The organism is Microbacterium sp. NPDC056003 (assembly GCF_042274785.1).
GTDB lineage: Bacteria > Actinomycetota > Actinomycetes > Actinomycetales > Microbacteriaceae > Microbacterium.
The window spans coordinates 143,761-163,648 of the sequence record NZ_JBHJXQ010000003.1 but is presented as its reverse complement, the minus strand read 5'-3'; the positions used below and the strand labels follow the sequence as shown (position 1 = coordinate 163,648).

Genomic DNA, 19,888 nt, shown 5'->3' with positions numbered 1-19,888 from the left:
GACTGGTCCTGTCAGGCTATCGACAGCCACGCCGGGGGTCAGCCCCCGAAACGCCCGGTTTCTGCTGACATGCGCGCACGGGCATCGCTAGCATGTGTCGCGCGGGGCGAGGCGCCTCGCTCGATGTGCGTGCGCATCGACGATCGTTCCGGAGAGGACGTTCATGTCATACGACGACGACTACGGGATCGGAGGGCTGATCGCCGTCTGGCTGGTCCTCGCGCCCCTGCTGTTCATCCTCGCGATCGCGGCCTACGTGATCTCGTCGTGGTTCCTGATGAAGATCTTCGAGAAGGCGGGCGTGCAGGGCAAGTGGCGCGCATGGGTCCCGGTGTACAACACCCTGATCTTCGTCAAGCTCGGCGACCTCAACCCGTGGTGGCTGCTGATCCTGTGGGGCGCGACCGCGTTCCTCAGCTGGATCCCGGTGGTCGGTCAGCTCTTCGGTCTCGCCGCCTTCATCTACACCCTCCTCGCCGCGTGGCGCGTCGGCCTGAAGCTGCAGAAGGAAGCCGTCTGGCTCATCCTCTACTTCTTCCTCTCGATCGTGTGGCTCGGCATCAACGCCTTCGACAAGTCGCGCTGGAACACGGCGATCCCGGCGGCTCCGTGGGCGGGTAACTTCCTCGCCGACAACACGACGTGGTCGGGCATCCCGAATCAGGTTCCCGCCGGCGGCTTCCCGCCCAACGCGGCGACCGCTCCCGGCAGCTACGCGCCGCCGGCCGGCTACCAGCCGCCGCCCGCAGGCTACTCGGCACCGCCCGCGCCGCCCGCCGGGCCTGCGGCCCCGGCCGCGCCGTACACGCCGCCGCCCGCGGCGGGCCAGCCGCCCGTGACGCCGCCGCCCCCCGCGCCGGACGCGCCGGCCGCTCCTCCGGCAGCCGCGCCGCCGGCAGCGGAGCCGCCCGCCGCACCTCCGGCAGCGACCGAGCCGCCCGCGGCGACCGAACCGCCGGCATCCGAGCCGCCCGCGGCGCCGGACGCGCCCGACGCTCCTCGCCCGTAGCGGAGGACGAAGACCCCTCGCCCGCGGGTGGGGGGTCTTCGCGTGCCTCGGCGCCGGCCGCTCTCTGCAGGTCCGGTTCCCGGAGCGCGCCGCCGGCACGCGGGATAGCGTGGAGGGATGACCTCTCCCGTTCCCCTGCGCCGCGTCGGCGCCTCCGGACTCCTCGTCTCGGCCGTCGGCCTGGGCTGCAACAACTTCGGCCGCGCGGGCACCCGCACCGAGACCCTCGAAGGCACCCGCGACGTGCTCGATGCTGCGATCGACGCCGGCGTCACGTTCCTCGACACCGCCGACATGTACGGCAAGGACCCCGGGCTGTCCGAGTCGCTCATGGGCGAGGCCCTGCGCGGTCGCCGGGACCGCGTGGTGCTCGCCACGAAGTTCGGTCACTCGGGCCGCGACATGGGCCTGCCGGTCGTCGGGGCGAAGGCCTCGCGGTCGTACGTGCGACAGGCGGTCGAGGCATCCCTCACCCGTCTGCAGACCGAGTGGATCGACCTCTACCAGCTGCACACGCCCGACCCGGCGACACCCATCGAAGAGACGCTCGACGTGCTGGGCGACCTCGTCCGCGAGGGAAAGGTCCGCTACATCGGGCATTCCAACCTCAGCGGCTGGCAGATCGCCGAGGCGCACTACGTCGCCGCGCGGCGATCGGGCATCCCGTTCGTCTCGGCGCAGAACCACTACAGCCTGCTGGCGCGCGCGTCGGAGCGCGAGGTGATCCCGGCAGCCGAACGGTTCGGGCTCGGTTTCCTGCCGTACTTCCCACTGCACAACGGACTGCTGACCGGCAAGTTCTCGCGCGACCACGCGCCGGAGGACACCCGCATCATGCGGCAGCGTCAGCATGTGTGGGAGGAGGCGCCGTGGGACGAGCTCGAGCAGTTCCAGGCTTTCTGCGACCAGCGTGGCATCACGATGCTCGACGCGACCTTCGGCTGGCTGCTCGCCAACCCCGTGCTCGCGAGCGTCATCGCGGGCGCGACGAGTCCGGAGCAGGTGCGTGCCAATGCCGCCGCCGCCAGCGCGTGGTCGCCGACCGCGGACGACATCGCGGAGATCGACGCCCTCTTCCCGCTGCCGGAGGACCCGGGCGCGAAGGTCTGACCTGCGCGTCGCCCGGTGGGGCGGCCTCGTGCGGCGCGGTTCGCCCACGGCGTAGCGCGCGGGTTGTGGCGTGTCCTCGGCCAGGCGTAGCGTCGCTCTCTGTGCGCTGCCGCGGTCGCGGCGGTCCCGGCGCACCGGAAAGGACGGTCGTGCTCGGCAAGCTCCTTGTGCGATACCTGCGACCCGCGTGGCCGCTCATCATCGCCGTCGTCGTCTTCCAGTTCGCACAATCGATGGCCTCTCTGCTGCTGCCCACGCTGAACGCCGACATCATCGACAACGGCGTGGTCACCGGAGACATCCCGTACATCTGGCAGACGGGCGGCGTGATGCTCGCGATCAGCCTCGTGCAGATCGCGTGCGCGATCGTGGCGGTCTACTTCGGATCTCGCCTGGCGATGGGCATGGGGCGCGACCTGCGCGGCGACCTGTTCCACCGCGTGGTGGCGTTCTCGCAGCGCGAGGTCGGGCAGATCGGCGCGCCGTCGCTCATCACCCGCAACACCAACGACGTGCAGCAGGTGCAGATGCTCGTGCAGGTGTCGGCGACCCTGATGGTCTCCGCGCCGATCCTCGCGATCGGCGGTGTGATCTTCGCGGTCCAGCAGGACGCCGGCCTCTCGTGGCTCATGGCTGTCGCGATCCCGGTGCTGCTGATCATCGTCGGCCTCATCGTGTCGCGCATGGTTCCCGCGTTCACGAAGATGCAGACCCGCATCGACCGCGTGAACCAGATCATGCGCGAGCAGCTCACGGGCATCCGCGTCGTGCGCGCGTTCGTGCGCGAGCCCGAGGAGCAGGTGCGCTTCACCGGGGCCAGTGCCGATGTGCAGGAGACGGCGCTGCGCGCCGGCAACCTCATGGCCCTGATGTTCCCCGCCGTCATGCTCGTCATGAACGTCTCGAGCGTCGCGGTGATCTGGTTCGGCGCCTTCCAGGTGCAGAACAGCGGCGTCGAGATCGGCACCCTGTTCGCATTCCTGCAGTACCTCATGCAGATCCTGATGGGCGTCATGATGGCGACCTTCATGTTCGTGATGATCCCGCGCGCGGCCGTGTGCGCGAACCGCATCGGCGAAGTGCTCGAGACCGCGCCGTCGGTCGACGCGCCGGCGGTCGCGGCATCCGCCCCCGTTCCCGCCGGTCGTGTCGAGTTCGACGCCGTCGACTTCGCCTACCCCGGTGCCGACGATGCTGTGCTCCATGACCTGACCTTCACGGTCGAGCCCGGCACCACGACGGCCGTGATCGGCTCGACCGGCGCGGGCAAGACCACGCTCATCGGCCTCGTCGCACGGCTGTTCGATGTGACCGCCGGCGCGGTGCGGGTCGACGGCGTCGACGTGCGCGAGTACGACCCCGACGAGCTGTGGCAGCGCATCGGACTGGTGCCGCAGAAGGCCTTCCTGTTCTCCGGCACCGTCGCGTCGAACCTGCGCTACGGCAACGGCGAGGCGACCGACGACGAGCTGTGGCACGCCCTGGAGCTCGCCCAGGCGAAGGACTTCGTGTCGGCGCTGCCCGAAGGGCTCGAGGCACCGATCGCGCAGGGCGGGACCAACGTCTCCGGCGGGCAGCGTCAGCGGCTGGCCATCGCCCGCGCCCTGGTGAAGCGACCCGAGGTCTACATCTTCGACGACTCCTTCTCCGCGCTGGACCTTGCGACGGATGCGGCGCTCCGCCGCGCCCTCGATGCGGAGCTGCCTGATGCCACGAGGATCGTGGTCGCGCAGCGCGTGTCGACGATCCGTCACGCCGATCAGATCATCGTGCTCGACCACGGGCGCATGGTGGGGATCGGCACCCACGACGAGCTCGTGGAGACGTGCGAGACGTATATCGAGATCGTCGAGTCGCAGCTTGCGGCGGAGGCGGCATGAGCGGCTCGCAGAACGCCCCACGGCGGATGCCGATGCAGCGCGGGCCGATGGGTCAGGTCGGCGGAGGAGAGAAGGCGCAGAACTTCGGCCCGAGTGCGAAGCGGCTTCTCGGCACGCTGCGCCACGACACGCCCGCGCTCATCGCGGTGCTGATCTTCTCGGTGCTGTCCGTCGCGCTGTCGGTGATCGGCCCGAAGCTGCTCGGGAACGCGACGAACGTCGTGTTCGCCGGGTTCGTGTCGCTGCAGATGCCGCCCGGTGCGACGAAGCAGCAGGTGGTGGACGGGCTGATCGCGCAGGGGAACGTGGATCAGGCGAACATGATCGCCGCGATGGAGTTCACGCCCGGCGCGGGCGTCGACTTCGAGCAGCTGGCGTGGATCCTCGGTGCCGTGCTCGCGGTGTACGTGCTGGCGAGCGTCTTCGGCTGGCTTCAGGCGCGGATCCTCAACGGCGTCGTCCAGCGGGCCATGCACCAGCTGCGACTGCGGGTCGAAGAGAAGGTTCACCGCCTGCCCCTCGCCTACTTCGACAAGGTGCAGCGCGGCGAGCTGCTCAGCCGCGTCACCAACGACGTCGACAACATCGGCCAGACGATGCAGCAGACGATCTCGCAGGTCGTGATCTCGCTGCTCACCGTCGTCGGCGTTCTCGTGATGATGTTCGTGATCTCTCCGCTGCTCGCCGTCATCGCCCTTGTGACGATCCCTCTCACCGTGGTGATCACGGTGGTGGTCGCGAAGCGGTCGCAGAAGCTCTTCGCCGCACAGTGGAAGTCGACGGGCGTGCTGAATGCGCGCGTGGAAGAGACCTTCTCCGGCCACTCGATCGTGAAGGTGTTCGGGCACCAGCGCGAAGTGGAAGCCGACTTCCGCGCCGAGAATGAGGAGCTCTACAAGGCGAGCTTCGGCGCGCAGTTCATCTCGGGCATCATCATGCCGTCGATGATGTTCATCGGGAACCTGGTGTACGTCGCGATCGCGGTCGTCGGCGGTCTGCAGGTGGCGGTCGGGCTGCTCTCGATCGGCGACGTGCAGGCGTTCATGCAGTATTCGCGCCAGTTCACCCAGCCACTGAGCCAGCTCGGGTCGATGGCGAACCTCCTGCAGTCGGGTGTGGCGAGCGCCGAGCGGGTGTTCGAGCTGCTCGACGAGGCCGAGGAGCAGCCCGACGACGCCCCGGCGCAGACCGCGCCCGACGCCGCGAGTCACCTCGCGTTCGAGGGCGTCTCGTTCCGCTACTCGCCGGACAAGCCGCTCATCGACGACCTCTCGCTCACCGCCCAGCCCGGCAGCACGGTCGCGATCGTCGGTCCCACCGGCGCCGGCAAGACGACGCTGGTGAACCTCATCATGCGCTTCTACGAAGTGGATGACGGCCGTATCACGCTCGACGGCGTGGACACCCGTCGCATGACGCGCGACGACCTGCGCGCGCGGACGGGGATGGTGCTGCAGGACACGTGGCTCTTCGCGGGCACCATCCGCGAGAACATCGCGTACGGCCGGCCCGACGCCACCGAGGCGGAGATCCTCGCCGCCGCCACGGCGGCCTACGTCGACCGATTCGTCCACGCCCTGCCCGACGGGTACGACACGATGCTCGACGACGAGGCGACGAACCTGAGCGTGGGCGAGCGACAGCTCGTCACCATCGCGCGGGCGTTCCTGGCTGATCCGCGCATCCTCATCCTCGACGAGGCGACGAGCTCCGTCGACACACGCACGGAACTTCTCATCCAGCGCGCCATGTCGCGCCTGCGCGAGGACCGCACCGCCTTCGTCATCGCGCATCGGCTCTCGACCATCCGCGACGCCGATCTCATCCTCGTGATGGAGGCCGGATCCATCGTCGAGCAGGGCAGCCACGACGAGCTGCTCGTCGCCCGCGGTGCGTATTGGCGGCTCTACAACGCACAGTTCGAAGCGCCCATGGACGAGGAGATCCTCGAGGACTCGGTCACGGTCGGAGCGCCGGTGTCCGGCGCGCCATCGGCCGCCGTCGCCGAAGACGTGGGGGAGGAACCCACTAGTATGTGAAGACGCGCCCGGACGCCGGGCCGCGCCAATTCGATCGGGAGGACGACGGCGTGTCCGAAGTATCCACCCAGTCGCTCTCGGTGCCCGTGCCGGGTGGGATCATCGACCTGGCGTGGGCCGCGGTCACCGACACGGGTCGCCGGCGCGAGGTGAACCAGGACGCCATGTTCGCCTCGTACCCGCTCTTCGTCGTCGCCGACGGCATGGGTGGTCACGTCGGAGGCGAGATCGCCAGTGCCAGCACCATCGATCGGCTCAAGGTCGTGGCCGACGCGGGCGCCGTCACGCCGAAGGCGATCGAGAAGGCCCTGGCCCGTGCGGTGAAAGACATCGCGTCGCACCCCGAGGCGACAGATGACGGCACCGGCACGACCCTGACCGGGCTGTACCTCGACACGAGCGGCGACACCGCGCACTGGGTCACCCTGAACATCGGCGACTCGCGTGTGTACCTCGTGCGCGACGGCGCCATCGTGCAGATCACCACCGACCACTCCGTCGTGCAGGAGCTCATCGCCTCCGGACGACTGAGCCCCGAAGAAGCGGAGAATCACCCGTACGGCAATGTCATCACGCGTGCCGTCGGGCCGAGTGAGGGCGTCACGCCCGACTACGTGCGTCTCGACGTCGCCGAGGGCGACCGGTTCGTGATCTGCTCCGACGGGCTCACCAAGGAGCTCACCGACTACGGCATCCGCCACTTCCTCGACGAGAACGCCGATCCGGCCGACGCCGTGAACGCGATGCTCGACGCCGCGCTCGAGAACGGCGGTCGCGACAACATCACGATCATCGTGCTGGACGTCGCTTCGGCGTCGGGCGCCGGTGCGGACGACGTCCGTGAAGGTGACGCGGATGCGGGCGCTGCCGCGGACGAAACGGCTGCGGGTGTCGATGGCGAGCGTGACGGTCGGGATGCCGCGGCCGACGCCGCTGCTGGCGACGGCGCTGCTGCCGATGGTGCTGACGATGGCGCTGCTGCGGCCGGTGCTGGCGATGGCGCTGCTGCGGCCGGGGACGACTCCTCCCCAGGCCGGGACTGACCGCCGCCGTCCACCGATCGGCGGCCTCGCGGACCCGGTTCGCCCGCGCCGCGCTGGACTGAGGCGTGTCCTTCGCCCCCGCTCGCTTCGCCACTCCTCGCCCTGCCAGGGCGGACGGAGTCTCGTTCGCCGACCCGGCCGCCCCCGAACCGCTGAACCTGCCGTCGGCGTGGACGGCGCCCTCCCGGCCACCGCTCCCGGTGGTGGCGGCGGTCGTCCCGATCGTCGGTGCGGTCGGCCTGTGGCTGGTGACGGGTTCGATCCTGTCTCTGTGGCTCGCCGCACTCGGCCCGCTGATCGCCGTCGCCACCCTCGCCGACGCCGCCCGCAGTGCGCGCCGCGACCGCCGCCGGCACCGGGCCATTGCCGCGCGCGCGCTCGCCGAGGTCGCCCAGACGGTGGCACAACGGCATGACGAGGAGCGCCGGCGTGCGTGGGCACGGCATCCGGATGTCGCGTCCTTCCTCGGCCGCGACGACGAGGTCTGGCGCAGATCACCCGGCCGTGACGACCTCCTCGTGGTCGGCGAGGGCGAGATCGCGAGCGAGGTACGGGTCACCGGTGGAGACGGCGACGCGCGTGCGGGTGCGCTCCGGGCGCGGTCGTCGCGCCTGTCGAACGCGCCGGTCACCGCATCCCTGCACGCCGGGGTCGTGGTGGTGGGGAAAGCTGTGGTCGCCGCGGCGGTGCAGCGCGCGCTCGTCGTCCAGCTCTGCCTCGCTCTGCCGCCGGGAGAACTCGCCGTCGTCGGCCCGCTGCCCGACGAACTCGCCTGGATGGAGGCGCTTCCGCATCGTGCGGTGGGGGCGCCGCGGCGCCTGGCGGTCGTCCTCCCGGGAGCGACCGCGCCGCCCGAGGCCGACATCGTGATCGCGTGCTCTGCGCCCGGCGACCCGCTGCCACCGCAGTGCGGCACCGTGATCACCGCTCACGCCCCGCATCGGGCGACCGTCGAGCGCGGTGCGGATGCGTCGGAGGTCGACGTCGAGGCGCTCGCGGTGGAGCAGGCGGCTGCCGTCGCGGCGATGCTCGCCGAGCGCGCAGAGCGCGTGCTGGGCCTGAGGGGCCGCGACAGCGGGCCCGTGATGCTCGCCGATCTCGCAGCGACCGCCGAACTCGCGGCGGTCGAGGCCGGCCGGCAGGGTGGTCTCGCGGCGGTGATCGGCCTCGAGGGGCGGGAGCCGGCGGTCGTCGACCTCGTCGCCGACGGCCCGCACGCCGTGGTCGCAGGCGTCACGGGGTCGGGCAAGAGCGAACTGCTCATCACCTGGATCCTCGCGCTGTGCCGCACGCGCTCGACGCGGGAGGTGGCGTTCCTGCTCGCCGACTTCAAGGGGGGAACCGCGTTCGAGTCGCTTTCCGGCGTGCCGCACGTGACCGGTGTGATCACCGACCTCGACGGCGCCGGCGCTCGGCGCGCCATCGAGAGCCTTCGGGCCGAAGTGCGGTGGCGCGAGGGGAAACTGGCCGCTGCCGGCGCCCGCGACATCCTCGACCCGCGGGTCGCGCTGCCGCGACTGGTGGTGGTCGTCGACGAGTTCGCCGCTCTCCTCGGCGATCACCCCGAACTGCACGCCGTCTTCGCCGATGTCGCCGCCCGCGGGCGTGCGCTGGGCATCCATCTCGTGTTGGGTACACAGCGCGCGGCGGGGGTGATCCGCGACAGCCTGCTCGCGAACTGCCCGCTGCGCATCAGTCTGCGCGTGACCGACGCCGCCGACAGCCGAAGTCTCCTCGGCACCGATGAAGCCGCGCTGCTGCCGGGCGGAGCAGCGGGGAGGGGGCATGCCCTGCTGCGCCGGGCGGGCGACGCCCGCCCGCGACCCGTGCGGATCGCGCTGTCCGGACCCTCAGACGTCGAGGCGGCAGCGGCACGCGGCGGCGCCGAGCGTCCGCGTCGACCGTGGCTCCCCGGCCTCCCTGAGCGGCTTACGCTGACGGAGCTCGCCGAACTCGCGCGGCCCGCGGCGGACGGCGAGGTCTTGCTGCTCGGTCTCGCCGACGAACCGCACCTCCAGCGACAGCGTGCCGCCACCGTCCGCATCGAGGACCGCGGACTCCTCGTGCTCGGCGGTCCCGCAGCGGGGCTGACCAACGCCGTCGCGCTCGCCGCAGCGCAGGCTCCCTCGGCGGTGATACGGATCCCGGCCGCGCCCGAGCCGATGTGGGACGCCATCGCGACGCTCACCGCAGAACCGCCACCGCCGGGCTCGGTCGTGTGCATCGACGACCTCGATGCCGTCGCAATGCGGCTCCCGCCCGACTACGCGCAGGTCGCGATCGAGCGCATCGAGGATCTCGTGCGTCGCGCGGGGTCGGACGGCCTCCTGATCGCAGCCAGCGCCCATCGCCTCGCCGGCGCCGTGGCGAGGATCGCCGACCTCTTCCCGAAGCGACTGCTGCTGCCGTTCCCGACGCGTACCGAGCACATCGCCGCCGGCGGCGACCCCGCCGCGTTCGACCCCGACGCGCCGCCTGGTCGCGGGGCGCTCGACGGCACGTCGCTGCAGGTCGCACTCGCACCGCCGCTCCCGCGCCCCGTGCCCGATCCGGCGCCGGACTGGTGCCCGTCGGCTCCGCTGACCGCGTTCGCGACGCGGCGCTCGCCCGCGGCGCGGGCGGCGCTGGGCGAGTGGAAGCGGCGCGGTGTCCGCTCCGTCTCCGTCGACGGCTACGCCGCCGACCCCGCGGTCATCGCGGAGGGCCCGGTCGTGGTCGTGGGCGAGCCCGACGACTGGCAGCGGCACTGGCGGCTGCTCGCCGACGCGCGCGGCGACCACGACCTCGTCGTCGACACGTCCTGCGCCGCCGAGTTCCGGCTGCTGACCAGCGCTCGCACCCTCCCGCCGTACTGCGAGCCCGGCCGCGGTCGCGCGTGGCTGATCTCGGCCGGAGGCGACGCCGTCCGCATCGTCCTTCCTTCGGCCCAGGTCCGGCCGAACCGTCCTCACGCGTGGCCTTGATTACCCTCCGACCGGGTCATAGCGTCACGGTGTGTCTACAACCCCGATCAACCTCGAACGTCCGCAGGGCAAGGGACTCGCGACCGGCACGCTCGGCCTCTTCGGCTCCACGGTCATCGGGCTCGCTTCGACGGCTCCCGTCTACTCCCTCGTCGCGACGCTCGGATTCGTGGTGCTCGCGGTCGGCGCCCAGGCGCCCATCGCCTTCGTCATCGCGTTCATCCCCATGCTGTTCATCGCCTTCGCCTACCGTGAGCTCAACAACGCGGTGCCCGACTGCGGCACGACGTTCACCTGGGGCACCAAGGCCTTCGGTCCCTGGGTCGGCTGGTTGGGCGGCTGGGGCGTCGCAGTCGCAGGAATGGTCGTCCTCGCCAACCTGGCTCAGATCGCAGGCATCTACTTCTGGGCTCTGATCGACGGCGTCGTCCGCTCGTCTGAGGACGCCCTGCTCTCCGACAGCGTGCCGCTCGTCACCGCTACCGGCGTCGTCTTCATCGCAGCCATGACCTGGGTCAGCTGGCGCGGTGTCGAGATCGGCGAGCGCATCCAGAACGTTCTGCTCGCCATCCAGTACCTCGCCCTGGCGATCTTCGTGATCGCGGCGCTCTGGCACTACTTCGCAGGGTCGGCGCCCGACGCCACGCCGTTCGACTGGTCATGGTTCAACCCGTTCGCCTTCACCGAGTGGGGCGGGTTCATCGAGGCGATCCTGCTCGCGCTGTTCATCTACTGGGGCTGGGACACATGCCTGGCGCTCAACGAGGAGACGAAGGACCCGAAGCGCATCCCCGGCCGGGCCGCGCTGCTCACCACGGTCATCCTCCTGGTGACCTACGTCGGCGTCACGGTCGCGGCGATGATGTATGCGGGCCTGGGGGAGACGGGCACCGGCCTCGGCAACGAGGCGAACGCCGACGACTTCTTCCTCGCGATCAAGGACGGCCTCCTCGGTCCGGTCGGCTGGGTGCTCGTGGTGGCTGTGATGATCTCGGCGATCTCCTCCACGCAGACGACGATCCTGCCGACCGCGCGCGGCACGCTGTCGATGGCGGCGTACAAGGCGCTGCCGCGCAAGTTCGCCACCGTGCACCCCACGTACAAGACGCCGTCGTTCTCCACGCTCGTGATGGGCGTCGTGGCGATCGTCTACTACGTCGGGATGGTGCTCATCAGCGACAGCATCCTGCAGGACTCCATCCTGTCGCTCGGGCTCGCGATCGCGTTCTACTACGCCATCACCGGCTACGCGTGCGTCTGGTACTTCCGGCGGGAGCTCTTCACGTCGACCCGGAACTTCTTCTACAAGTTCCTCCTGCCGCTCCTCGGCGCGCTCATGCTGACGTACGCGTTCGTCCAGTCGGCGATCGACATGTTCGACGTGGACTACGGCTACTCGGTGCTGCTCGGTGTCGGCGGCACCTTCGTCATGGGCGTCGGCGCGCTCGCGTTCGGCGTGCTCCTGATGTTGCTGTGGTTCTTCTTCCCGCGGGCGAAGCCGTTCTTCCGCGGGGAGAGCCTCAACCGCGACACCCCGGTGCTCGTGCCCGAAGACCCGGCGGACTTCAGCCGTTCGATCGACGGCGGTCTCGCGTGATCGCGGCGACGATCCGCCAACCGGCGGCTCACTGAAGGGCGACGCGCTCCACCGTCTCGAGCACCGCGGTCCGCGGCTCGGCGGCGATTCCCGCGGGGCGAGAGGACCACATCGACTCCAGCCGAGCGAGCATCGCACGGGCCGCGTCGACCTCGTCGAACTCGAGATCGATCACCACGACGGCCGGATCATCCGCATCGCGATGCACCGCATAGCCGCGCACGGCGGAGCCGCGACGATCGAGCGGGTCGCTGTCGAACGCGGCCTTCCACCGTTCGAAATCTCCGACGGGATGCTGGATCCGCAGAAGCACCATGAGACGTACCTCGATTCTCGGCCAAATGCTACGCCGCGCACCGAGGGGCCGCCATGGGGTCCGCAGCCGGCGGCGGCCGGGATCCTGTGAGGACCCCGGCCACCGGGCGATGAGACGAGCGGATCAGGCGAGCGCGGACTCCAGGGTCGCGAGCTCGAGACCGTGCGCGGTCGCCACGCCGGCATTGACCACGCGGCCGTCGACGATGTTCAGGCCGCCCGCGAGCGCGGCATCCGCTCGCAGTGCGTCCTTCCAGCCGCGACGCGCGATCTGGCGGATATAGGGGAGGGTCGCGTTCGTGAGCGCCGAGGTCGACGTGTTGGGCACGGCGCCCGGCATGTTCGCGACGCAGTAGAAGACGCTTCCGTGCACGGGGAAGGTCGGGTCGGCGTGGGTCGTGGGGCGGGTGTCCTCGAAGCAGCCGCCCTGGTCGACCGCGATGTCGACGAGCACGCTGCCCGGCCGCATGCGTGAGACCATCTCGTTCGTGACGAGCTTGGGCGCCTTCGCGCCGGGGATCAGCACCGAGCCGATGACGAGGTCGGAGTCGACGACGGCCTTGTCGAGATCGAACGGGTTGGATGCTGCGGTCTTGATGCGACCCTGGAAGTGGTCGTCGAGGTAGCGCAGGCGCTGCACGTTCGTGTCGAACACCGTGACGTCGGCGCCCATGCCCACCGCGATCACAGCCGCGTTCGCGCCGGCGACGCCGCCGCCGATGACCGTCACGCGAGCCGGCCGTGTGCCCGGAACCCCCGACATCAGCAGGCCGAGTCCGCCGGCGGAGCGCATGAGCGTCGCTGCGCCGACCGTCGGCGCGAGACGACCGGCGACCTCGCTCATCGGGGCGAGCAGCGGGAGGCCACCCCCCGCGACCTGGACGGTCTCGTACGCGATCGCGGTCACGCGGTCTTCGACCAGGCGGTCGGTGAGCGGCCGGTCCGCCGCCAGGTGCAGGTAGGTGAACAGCACCAGGTCGTCGCGGAAGTACGGGTACTCGCTCGCGATCGGCTCCTTGACCTTGAGCAGCAGCTCGGCTCGCGCCCAGACCTCCGCCGCATCGTCGAGGAGGGTGGCTCCGGCGGCCTCGTACTCGCTGTCGGGCATCGACGAGCCGGCTCCGGCGCCGCGCTGCACGAACACTTCGTGGCCCGCGGCGACGAGGTCGTGAACGCCGGCGGGTGTCAGGGCCACCCGGTACTCGTTGTTCTTCACCTCGGTGGGGACGCTGATCCTCATCGTGTGATCCTTTCCGCTCCGCCGTTGGAGCGCTCGGGCTCCTTGTGGGAGCGCCTCTAGAAGGCGGGGCGAATCGCCCCGACACTCTGCCCGCCGCCGAGGATCGACAGCGGAAGCCTCTGCATCGTGGCCGCCACCTCGGTCGAGCCGAGGGCGCCGGCGCGCTCGAGGAGGCGCAGCCCGACGGCTGTGGCGGCGCGGCCGTTGCCGTCGAGCATCTTGAGGGCGACGGTCGTGCCGTCGGGCGCGACCATCACCATCACGCCCTCGGCGCCGCCCTTGGCGAAGACGCCCAGCTGCTCATTGACGATGGTGTCGGGCCGCTCGGGCCCGTCGATCGTCCACGGGTTCTCGCGCACCGCCTGCACCAGGGTGCCGGCGCTGCGGTGCAGTGCGAACGGCGACGTCGGCGACGAGTTTCCGATGCGGTGGATGGCCCGTGCAAGCCCGAACAGGGTCGTCGCGTACACGGGGGCGCCGCAGCCGTCGATGGCGGTGGCCGCCGCCTTCTCGCCGAGGAGACGTTCGATGACCTCGCGCACGTGGAGCTGGAGCGGATGCTCGGGAGCGAGGTAGCCGGCCGGATCCCAGCCGTTCGTGACGCAGGTCAGGAGCATCGCTGCGTGCTTGCCCGAGCAGTTCATGCGGACGCGCGAGGGTTCGGAGCGCTCGCGCACGAGCTCGTCGCGAGTGGCGGTGTCTCCCGGCCACGCGGGCGGACAGCCCAGCGCATCTTCGCCGAGACCTGCCGCCCCGAGGATGTCGCGCACGACCGCCACGTGACGGTCGGTGCCGGAGTGGCTCGCGGTCGCCAGACCGAGACGCTCGCCCTCGAGCGGGGCGCCTGCCGCGAGGCACGCGAGCGCCTGCAGCGGCTTGAGGCTCGACCGCGGAAGGATCAGCGCAGACGGATCGCCCAGCTTGGTGTGGATCGTGCCGTCGGGTGCGAGGACGATCGCGATTCCCGAGTGGCGGGACTCGATGAAGCCACTGCGGTCGACGACGGCGAGCTCGACGGCGTCGGCTGCGGCGAAGGTCTGCGGCACCCAGCCAGCCTATCGCCGTGGCCGACGGCGACTGCATGACAGACTGTGCACATGTGGGGAGAGCATCGATACTCCGTCCGGACGACGTGGACCGGAGATCGGGGCACCGGCACCTCGGGCTACCGAGACTACGACCGTGCGGTCGCCATCGACATCGAGGGCAAGCCCACGTTGCAGGCATCCTCTGACAAGCCCTTCCGCGGCGACCCGACGAAGTGGAATCCGGAAGACCTCCTCCTCGCCTCGCTCAGCGAGTGCCACCTGCTCTCCTACCTGCACGCCTGCGTCCAGGCGGGTGTGGTCGTGGTCGGCTATGAGGACGACGCGTCCGGGCTCATGGTGGAGGACGGCCGGGGCGGAGGAGCTTTCCGCGAGGTGGTGCTGCGGCCTCGCGTGACGGTGGCGGAGGAGTCGATGGTGGATGCCGCGACCGCCGCGCACGCTCAGGCGAACGAGTGGTGCTTCATCGCGAACTCGGTGAACTTCCCGGTGCGGCACGAACCGACGATCGTGGTCGCAGGGATCAGCGACGCTCGTGCGGCAGGACCTGCTTGATGCGCTCGATCGGGTTCTGCGCGGGCGCCTCGTTGTAGGCGTTGGCGAGTTCCTGGCCCGACAGGGCGTGGATCGCGCTCATGATGTCGTCGGTCGCGAGCCGGCGCGCCTTGCCGGAACTGGCGGGGCCGTGGTGGGCGAGATCGAGCGGCTCGCCGAACCTGACCGTCGCGCGGTGCTGCCGCGAGGGACGCTTGGCGCCGACGGGCATGACGTCGTCGGTGCCGATGAGGCCGACCGGGACCACGGGGGCTCCGGTCTGCAGGGCGAGGAAGGCCACGCCGGTGCGGCCCTTGTAGAGGCGGCCGTCGAGCGATCGCGTGCCCTCGGGGTACAGGGCGACGGCCTTGCCCTGCTCGAGCAGCACGCGCTGCTGGTCGAGAGCGTCGAGGGCGGCCTGCCCCGCACCGCGCCGCACGGGGATGGCGCCGATCGCCGTGAAGAACTCGCGCGAGGCCCAGCCCTTGAAGCCGGTGCCTTCGAAGTAGTCAGCCTTCGCGAGGAAGTGCACCGGGCGCGGAGCGGCCACGGGGATGGCGATGGAGTCGATGAATGAGAGGTGGTTGCTCGCGAAGATCACCGGCCCGCTCTTGGGCACGTTGCCTCGGCCCTCGATGTGCGGGCGGTACACGAGGCGCGCGGTCGGGGTCAGCACGAATCGACCGAGGAAGTAGGTGGCGCCCATTCGGGTCGCAGGAGCCTCCGGAGGTGCGACAGCGGGCGATTCGTCCGCTTCGGGTACCAGGTCGGAAGTCACCCGTCGAGGGTACTCCCGATTCCATTCCGCTATCGGCATGGCGACTTCTCAGCGCAGGCAAAGCAAAGATGGGGGAGGATGGGGACTTCCCCTGCAATCGACTCGAGGTCTCACCGTGCGCATTCGCCCGATCGCCGCCCTGTCCGTCGCCGCGTTCTCCGCGGTACTGCTGGCGGGTTGCGCCAGCGGCGCGAACCCCAACGCCACGCCCGCGCCCAGTACCAGCGGTGCTGCAGCCGACCTCTGCGCCGCCGCGGCGCCGTCGGGCGCGGCCAGCGACTCGATCACCGTCGAGGGCGAAGTCGGCGAGAAGTCCACCGCGACCTTCTCGGCGCCGCTCGAGGTGGAGGAGCTGCAGAGCACCGTCGTCTCGGAGGGTGAGGGCGACCCGGTGGCGGCCGGCGACCTCGTGACCTACGCGCTCACCGCGTTCAGCGCCGAGACCGGCGAGGAGCTCGGCTCGTTCGGCTACGACGACGCGCCCGTGCTGCCGCAGCAGATCTCGGGCGACAACCCGCTCGGCCAGCTGCTCGGGTGCGCGACGCCGGGAACCCGGGTCGTCGCTGCGTTCCCGGCCACCGAGCAGGGCGCCGCCGAGGTCTACGTCGTCGACCTGCTCGAGGTCGTTCCGAATGCCGCCTGGGGAGACCCGGTCGACCCGGCGGAGGGTCTGCCCACGGTCGAGCTCGCCGACGACGGCGCCCCCACCGTGACGCTGCCCGAGGGCGACGCGCCCACCGAGTTCGAGAAGGCCACCCTCAAGGAGGGTGACGGTCCCGTGGTCGCCGCCGGCGACGGGGTGCTGGTGCAGTACCACGGCGTCTCGTGGGACACCGGCGAGGTGTTCGACGAGAGCTGGGGCGGTGCGCCGTTCTCGTTCACCGCGGGCAGCGGCGTGGTGCAGGGCTTCACCGACGCGGTCGTCGGTGAGACCGTCGGTTCGCAGGTCATCGCCGTGCTGCCGCCGGCCGTCGCCTACGGCGAGGGTGAGATCAACGACGCCGACCTCAAGGGCCAGACCCTCGTGTTCGTCGTCGACATCCTCGGCGTGCAGCCCGCGGAGACTCCGGCGCAGTAACCCGCTCGGTAGGCTGATCGGATGCGGCGCGTCCTCGTCCTCGGCTCGACAGGCTCGATCGGCACCCAGGCACTCGACGTCATCCGGGCCAACCCCGGACGCTTCGAGGTCGTGGGCCTGTCGGCCGGCTCCAATCGTGCGGTGCTGCAGGCGCAGGCCGACGAGTTCGGGGTCGAGAGCATCGCGCTCGGCGCGGATGAGGCCGAGCAGCTGGTCCGGGATGTCGAGGCCGACGTCGTGCTCAACGGGATCACCGGGTCGGTCGGGCTCGGACCGACGCTCGCGGCGCTGGAGCGCGGGCGCACGCTCGCGCTCGCGAACAAGGAGTCGCTGATCGTGGGGGGCGATCTCGTGACGGCGATCGCCCAGCCGGGTCAGATCGTGCCCGTCGACTCAGAGCACTCCGCGATCGCGCAGGCGCTGCGCTCGGGCGACCGGCCCGAAGTGCGGCGGCTCGTGCTCACCGCGTCCGGGGGTCCGTTCCGCGGTCGCTCCAAGGAGTCGCTCGCGAGCGTCACACCCGCCCAAGCGCTGGCGCACCCGACATGGGACATGGGCCGCGTGGTCACGACGAACTCGGCGACGCTGGTGAATAAGGGGCTCGAGGTCATCGAGGCGCACCTGCTGTTCCAGGTGCCGTACGGCGAGATCGACGTCGTCGTGCACCCGCAGTCGATCGTCCACTCGATGGTCGAGTTCTCCGACGGCTCCACGATCGCCCAGGCGTCGCCGCCTGACATGCGGCTTCCGATCTCTCTCGGGCTCGACTGGCCTCACCGCGTCTCGGGCGTCGGGCGCCCGCTCGACTGGACGACCGCGACGTCGTGGACGTTCGAGCCCCTCGACGAGGAGGCGTTCCCGGCGGTGAAGCTGGCGAAGCGCGTCGGCAGGGCCGGCGGGACGTTCCCCGCCGTGTTCAACGCCGCCAACGAGCAGGCGGTCGACGCGTTCCACGAGGGGCGACTCGGCTTCACCGGCATCGTCGAGACCGTCGAACGCGTGGTCGAGCAGCACGAGGCACCCGACACCCTCACGCGCGAGTCGCTCGCCGAGGCGGAGCGCTGGGCCCGCGAGGCCGCTGATCGCGCGATCGCGGCCGTCTCCGCGTGACCTTTCGCCCTTCCCGCTGATCGACTGCGTGCCGCCCCGACCGGCGGGCGGGACAGGCGCTGCGCGAGCGGTGCGGGCCGCTCTTCGACCCGCGGGCGCTACGACGCGGGGTAGGCGGGGCGCTCGGGGTCGGAGGCCGGGGTCTCGTCGGCGGGATACGGCACGGGCCAGTGCGGCTCGGGCACCGGCCATCCGGCGCCGCGCAGCGCGCGACGAGCGAGCTCGCGCGCCGAGTACGGGGTGCGCACGCCGCGGATGTCGCGGTAGTCCTGGTGACCGGGGCCGGCCCAGAGGATCGCATCGCCGTCGCCGACGAGCGCGACCGCTTCGAGGATCGCCCGCTCGGGCGGCGAGAACTCGAGGATCTCGGCATCGGGCTGAGCCCGGCGCGCGCCTTCGATCAGCGTCGCGCGGATCGAGTCGGGGTTCTCGTGCCGCGGGTGGTGGTCGGTGACGATGAGGATGTCGCTTCCCTCGACCGCGGTGCGCCCCATGTCGTGGCGCTTGGTTGCGTCGCGGTCGCCGTCGGCGCCGAAGAGCATCACGACCTTGCCTGGAGTGACGCGCCGCACTGCGGCGAGCGTCTTCTCGAACGCGTCGGGGGAGTGCCCGAAGTCGACGTACACGGCGGGGCCCGTCTCGCCCGAGACCAGTTCGGTGCGCCCGGGAAGATACGCCTCGATGCGGTGGCCGTCGAGTGTCTCGACGAGGCGGTCCCATGCGTAACCGCCCTCGAGGATCATCACGATCGCGAGGCCGGCGTTCGCTGCCATGTGCCGGCCGATCACCGGGACGAGGGTGGTCAGGCTGCGGCCGTCACGAGCTGTGAGGCGGAACTCGGTGCCCACAGGGCGCTCGTCGAGGATCTCGACGACCCAGTCGGCGTCGGCCGAGGCATCCGGATCCGAAGCCAACGCGGGCGTGCCCACGGTCACGGTCGGCACTTGGCTGCGCGCGACGACCTCCGCGCCCTGCTCGGAGTCGACGCACACGACAGCGCGACGTGAGCGGTCGGGCAGGAAGAGCGGCAGCTTGGCCTCGAAGTACTCGCGCATGTCGGCGTAGTCGTCGAGGTGGTCGTGGGTGAGGTTGGTGAACCCGGCGACGTCGAACACGATGCCGTCCACACGACGGCGGCTGAGCGCCTGCGCGCTCACCTCGACCGCGACCGCCTCGACCCCGCGCTCGCGCATGAGCGCGAGGAGCGCGTGCATCTCGTACGCCTCGGGAGTCGTGAGACGCGACACGATCACCTGCCCCGCGATGTGGCGCTCGGCCGTCGAGGAGAGGCCCGTGACCGCGCCGAGCTGACCGAGGATGCCCTCGAGGAGGTGCGAGACGCTCGTCTTGCCGTTCGTGCCGGTGGTGCCGAAGAGGATCGGCAGGTGGTCGTCGCGTCCGGTGCTGTACACCCACGCCGACAGGTCGCCGAGGAACCCGCGCGGGTCGTCCACGAGCACGACGGGGAGCCCGCTGGTCGCGGCGAGCTCGGCACCGTCCGTGTCGGTCACGACGGCGACGGCGCCCTTCTCGGCGGCGGCGGCGGCGAACTCGGCGCCGTGACGGTTGACGCCTCGCACCGCGACGAACACGTCGCCGGGGCGGAGGTCGGCGGTCGCGAGCGTCACGCCCGTCAGCGTCACCCCGGCGGTCTCGCCGCGCACCTCGAGGCCGAAGCGTGCGGCCAGTTCGTCGAGGGTGTGAACGGGCGGCGCGTCCGGTCGGAGGACAGGCGGAAGATTCGAAAGCGCGTCGGTCGGCATGGCGCCTCCATCCTCTCATCCGGAGGGGCTGAACCCCACGCCCGTCCACAGCGCGCGCACGCACTCCACGCCCGTCCACAGCGCGCGCACCGCACTCCACGCCCGTCCACAGCGCGCGCACCGCACTCCACGCCCGTCCACAGCGCGCGCACGCACTCCGCGCCCGTCGCCGGTGCCCGGTGCCCGTCGCCCGTCGCCCGTTGCCCGTCGCCTGGCCGCCGCGCCGCCGGTCGCCGGTTGCCCGTCGCCCAGATCAGGAGATTCGGCGTACGCAGGACGTCTTGCGGGGAATCGTCCTGTTTTCGCCAGATCCCCTGATTCGGCATGAGCGGGGCAGGGCGCGGACAGGGCGCCCAGCGCGCACACCGCCCCGCGTCGCCGGT

Annotated in this window: 15 protein-coding genes; 10 read left to right on the top strand and 5 right to left on the bottom strand. The window is 70.9% G+C overall.

Features of this window, described 5'->3' with window-relative positions:
* Positions 1-163 precede the first annotated feature (163 nt).
* The 7 genes from ACFC1W_RS13130 (at position 164) to ACFC1W_RS13100 (ending at position 11,641) form a co-directional block, all read left to right on the top strand.
* Positions 164-1,009 carry a large exoprotein gene (locus ACFC1W_RS13130; RefSeq protein ID WP_375993252.1) on the top strand — a complete coding sequence of 282 codons (846 nt, stop codon included), beginning with the start codon at positions 164-166 and terminating at the stop codon, positions 1,007-1,009.
* Between the two features lie 117 nt (positions 1,010-1,126).
* On the top strand, positions 1,127-2,119 hold the full coding sequence (locus tag ACFC1W_RS13125) for an aldo/keto reductase (RefSeq protein ID WP_375993250.1): 993 nt from the start codon (positions 1,127-1,129) through the stop codon (positions 2,117-2,119).
* Positions 2,120-2,268: 149 nt separating this feature from the next.
* Positions 2,269-3,999, top strand: a complete 1,731-nt coding sequence (locus ACFC1W_RS13120) for an ABC transporter ATP-binding protein (RefSeq protein ID WP_375993247.1) — start codon at positions 2,269-2,271, stop codon at positions 3,997-3,999.
* The gene (locus ACFC1W_RS13115; RefSeq protein WP_375993245.1) at positions 3,996-6,038 is read left to right on the top strand and encodes an ABC transporter ATP-binding protein; all 2,043 of its coding nucleotides are present in this window, start codon (positions 3,996-3,998) and stop codon (positions 6,036-6,038) included. The genes ACFC1W_RS13120 and ACFC1W_RS13115 overlap by 4 nt, the downstream gene beginning before the upstream one ends.
* Before the next feature lie 50 nt (positions 6,039-6,088).
* Positions 6,089-7,081, top strand: a complete 993-nt coding sequence (locus ACFC1W_RS13110) for a PP2C family protein-serine/threonine phosphatase (protein WP_375993242.1) — start codon at positions 6,089-6,091, stop codon at positions 7,079-7,081.
* Between the two features lie 65 nt (positions 7,082-7,146).
* Positions 7,147-10,044, top strand: a complete 2,898-nt coding sequence (locus ACFC1W_RS13105; protein ID WP_375993240.1) for an FtsK/SpoIIIE domain-containing protein — start codon at positions 7,147-7,149, stop codon at positions 10,042-10,044.
* A gap of 31 nt (positions 10,045-10,075) precedes the next feature.
* Positions 10,076-11,641 carry an APC family permease gene (locus tag ACFC1W_RS13100; protein ID WP_375993237.1) on the top strand — a complete coding sequence of 522 codons (1,566 nt, stop codon included), beginning with the start codon at positions 10,076-10,078 and terminating at the stop codon, positions 11,639-11,641.
* A 28-nt stretch (positions 11,642-11,669) separates the two neighbouring features.
* Here ACFC1W_RS13100 and ACFC1W_RS13095 read toward each other — a convergent pair whose 3' ends face one another.
* The 3 genes from ACFC1W_RS13095 to ACFC1W_RS13085 all read right to left on the bottom strand — a co-directional run bounded on the left by ACFC1W_RS13095 (position 11,670) and on the right by ACFC1W_RS13085 (position 14,242).
* Complete coding sequence (locus ACFC1W_RS13095) at positions 11,670-11,957, bottom strand: hypothetical protein (RefSeq protein WP_375993234.1); 288 nt, start codon at positions 11,955-11,957, stop codon at positions 11,670-11,672.
* A 123-nt stretch (positions 11,958-12,080) separates the two neighbouring features.
* Positions 12,081-13,196 (bottom strand): alanine dehydrogenase, encoded by a 1,116-nt coding sequence (gene ald, locus ACFC1W_RS13090; protein WP_375993231.1) that lies wholly within the window; start codon positions 13,194-13,196, stop codon positions 12,081-12,083.
* Positions 13,197-13,252: 56 nt separating this feature from the next.
* Positions 13,253-14,242 (bottom strand): asparaginase, encoded by a 990-nt coding sequence (locus ACFC1W_RS13085; RefSeq protein WP_375993229.1) that lies wholly within the window; start codon positions 14,240-14,242, stop codon positions 13,253-13,255.
* 51 nt (positions 14,243-14,293) lie between these two features.
* Here ACFC1W_RS13085 and ACFC1W_RS13080 point away from each other — a divergent pair, with 51 nt between their 5' ends.
* Positions 14,294-14,797 carry an OsmC family protein gene (locus ACFC1W_RS13080; protein WP_375993227.1) on the top strand — a complete coding sequence of 168 codons (504 nt, stop codon included), beginning with the start codon at positions 14,294-14,296 and terminating at the stop codon, positions 14,795-14,797.
* On the opposite strand, the gene ACFC1W_RS13075 is transcribed toward ACFC1W_RS13080, so the two are convergent.
* Positions 14,766-15,482 carry a lysophospholipid acyltransferase family protein gene (locus ACFC1W_RS13075; RefSeq protein ID WP_375993986.1) on the bottom strand — a complete coding sequence of 239 codons (717 nt, stop codon included), beginning with the start codon at positions 15,480-15,482 and terminating at the stop codon, positions 14,766-14,768. The genes ACFC1W_RS13080 and ACFC1W_RS13075 overlap by 32 nt on opposite strands.
* A gap of 187 nt (positions 15,483-15,669) precedes the next feature.
* Here ACFC1W_RS13075 and ACFC1W_RS13070 point away from each other — a divergent pair, with 187 nt between their 5' ends.
* Both ACFC1W_RS13070 and dxr read left to right on the top strand, forming a co-directional pair.
* The gene (locus ACFC1W_RS13070) at positions 15,670-16,632 is read left to right on the top strand and encodes an FKBP-type peptidyl-prolyl cis-trans isomerase (RefSeq protein WP_375993224.1); all 963 of its coding nucleotides are present in this window, start codon (positions 15,670-15,672) and stop codon (positions 16,630-16,632) included.
* A 21-nt stretch (positions 16,633-16,653) separates the two neighbouring features.
* Positions 16,654-17,742 carry a 1-deoxy-D-xylulose-5-phosphate reductoisomerase gene (dxr, locus tag ACFC1W_RS13065; protein WP_375993222.1) on the top strand — a complete coding sequence of 363 codons (1,089 nt, stop codon included), beginning with the start codon at positions 16,654-16,656 and terminating at the stop codon, positions 17,740-17,742.
* Between the two features lie 98 nt (positions 17,743-17,840).
* Here dxr and ACFC1W_RS13060 read toward each other — a convergent pair whose 3' ends face one another.
* Positions 17,841-19,505, bottom strand: coding sequence for a Mur ligase family protein (locus ACFC1W_RS13060; protein WP_375993219.1), 1,665 nt, complete (start codon positions 19,503-19,505; stop codon positions 17,841-17,843).
* Positions 19,506-19,888: the final 383 nt, after the last annotated feature.

What these genes read in the sequence shown, in the direction of transcription:
- ACFC1W_RS13130 (WP_375993252.1), top strand. Translation starts at nt 164, where the DNA reads ATGTCATACGACGACGACTACGGGATCGGAGGGCTGATCGCCGTCTGG.
- ACFC1W_RS13125 (WP_375993250.1), top strand. Translation starts at nt 1,127, where the DNA reads ATGACCTCTCCCGTTCCCCTGCGCCGCGTCGGCGCCTCCGGACTCCTC.
- ACFC1W_RS13115 (WP_375993245.1), top strand. Translation starts at nt 3,996, where the DNA reads ATGAGCGGCTCGCAGAACGCCCCACGGCGGATGCCGATGCAGCGCGGG.
- ACFC1W_RS13095 (WP_375993234.1), bottom strand. Translation starts at nt 11,957, where the DNA reads ATGGTGCTTCTGCGGATCCAGCATCCCGTCGGAGATTTCGAACGGTGG.
- ald (WP_375993231.1), bottom strand. Translation starts at nt 13,196, where the DNA reads ATGAGGATCAGCGTCCCCACCGAGGTGAAGAACAACGAGTACCGGGTG.
- ACFC1W_RS13080 (WP_375993227.1), top strand. Translation starts at nt 14,294, where the DNA reads ATGTGGGGAGAGCATCGATACTCCGTCCGGACGACGTGGACCGGAGAT.
- ACFC1W_RS13075 (WP_375993986.1), bottom strand. Translation starts at nt 15,482, where the DNA reads ATGGGCGCCACCTACTTCCTCGGTCGATTCGTGCTGACCCCGACCGCG.
- dxr (WP_375993222.1), top strand. Translation starts at nt 16,654, where the DNA reads ATGCGGCGCGTCCTCGTCCTCGGCTCGACAGGCTCGATCGGCACCCAG.
- ACFC1W_RS13060 (WP_375993219.1), bottom strand. Translation starts at nt 19,505, where the DNA reads ATGCCGACCGACGCGCTTTCGAATCTTCCGCCTGTCCTCCGACCGGAC.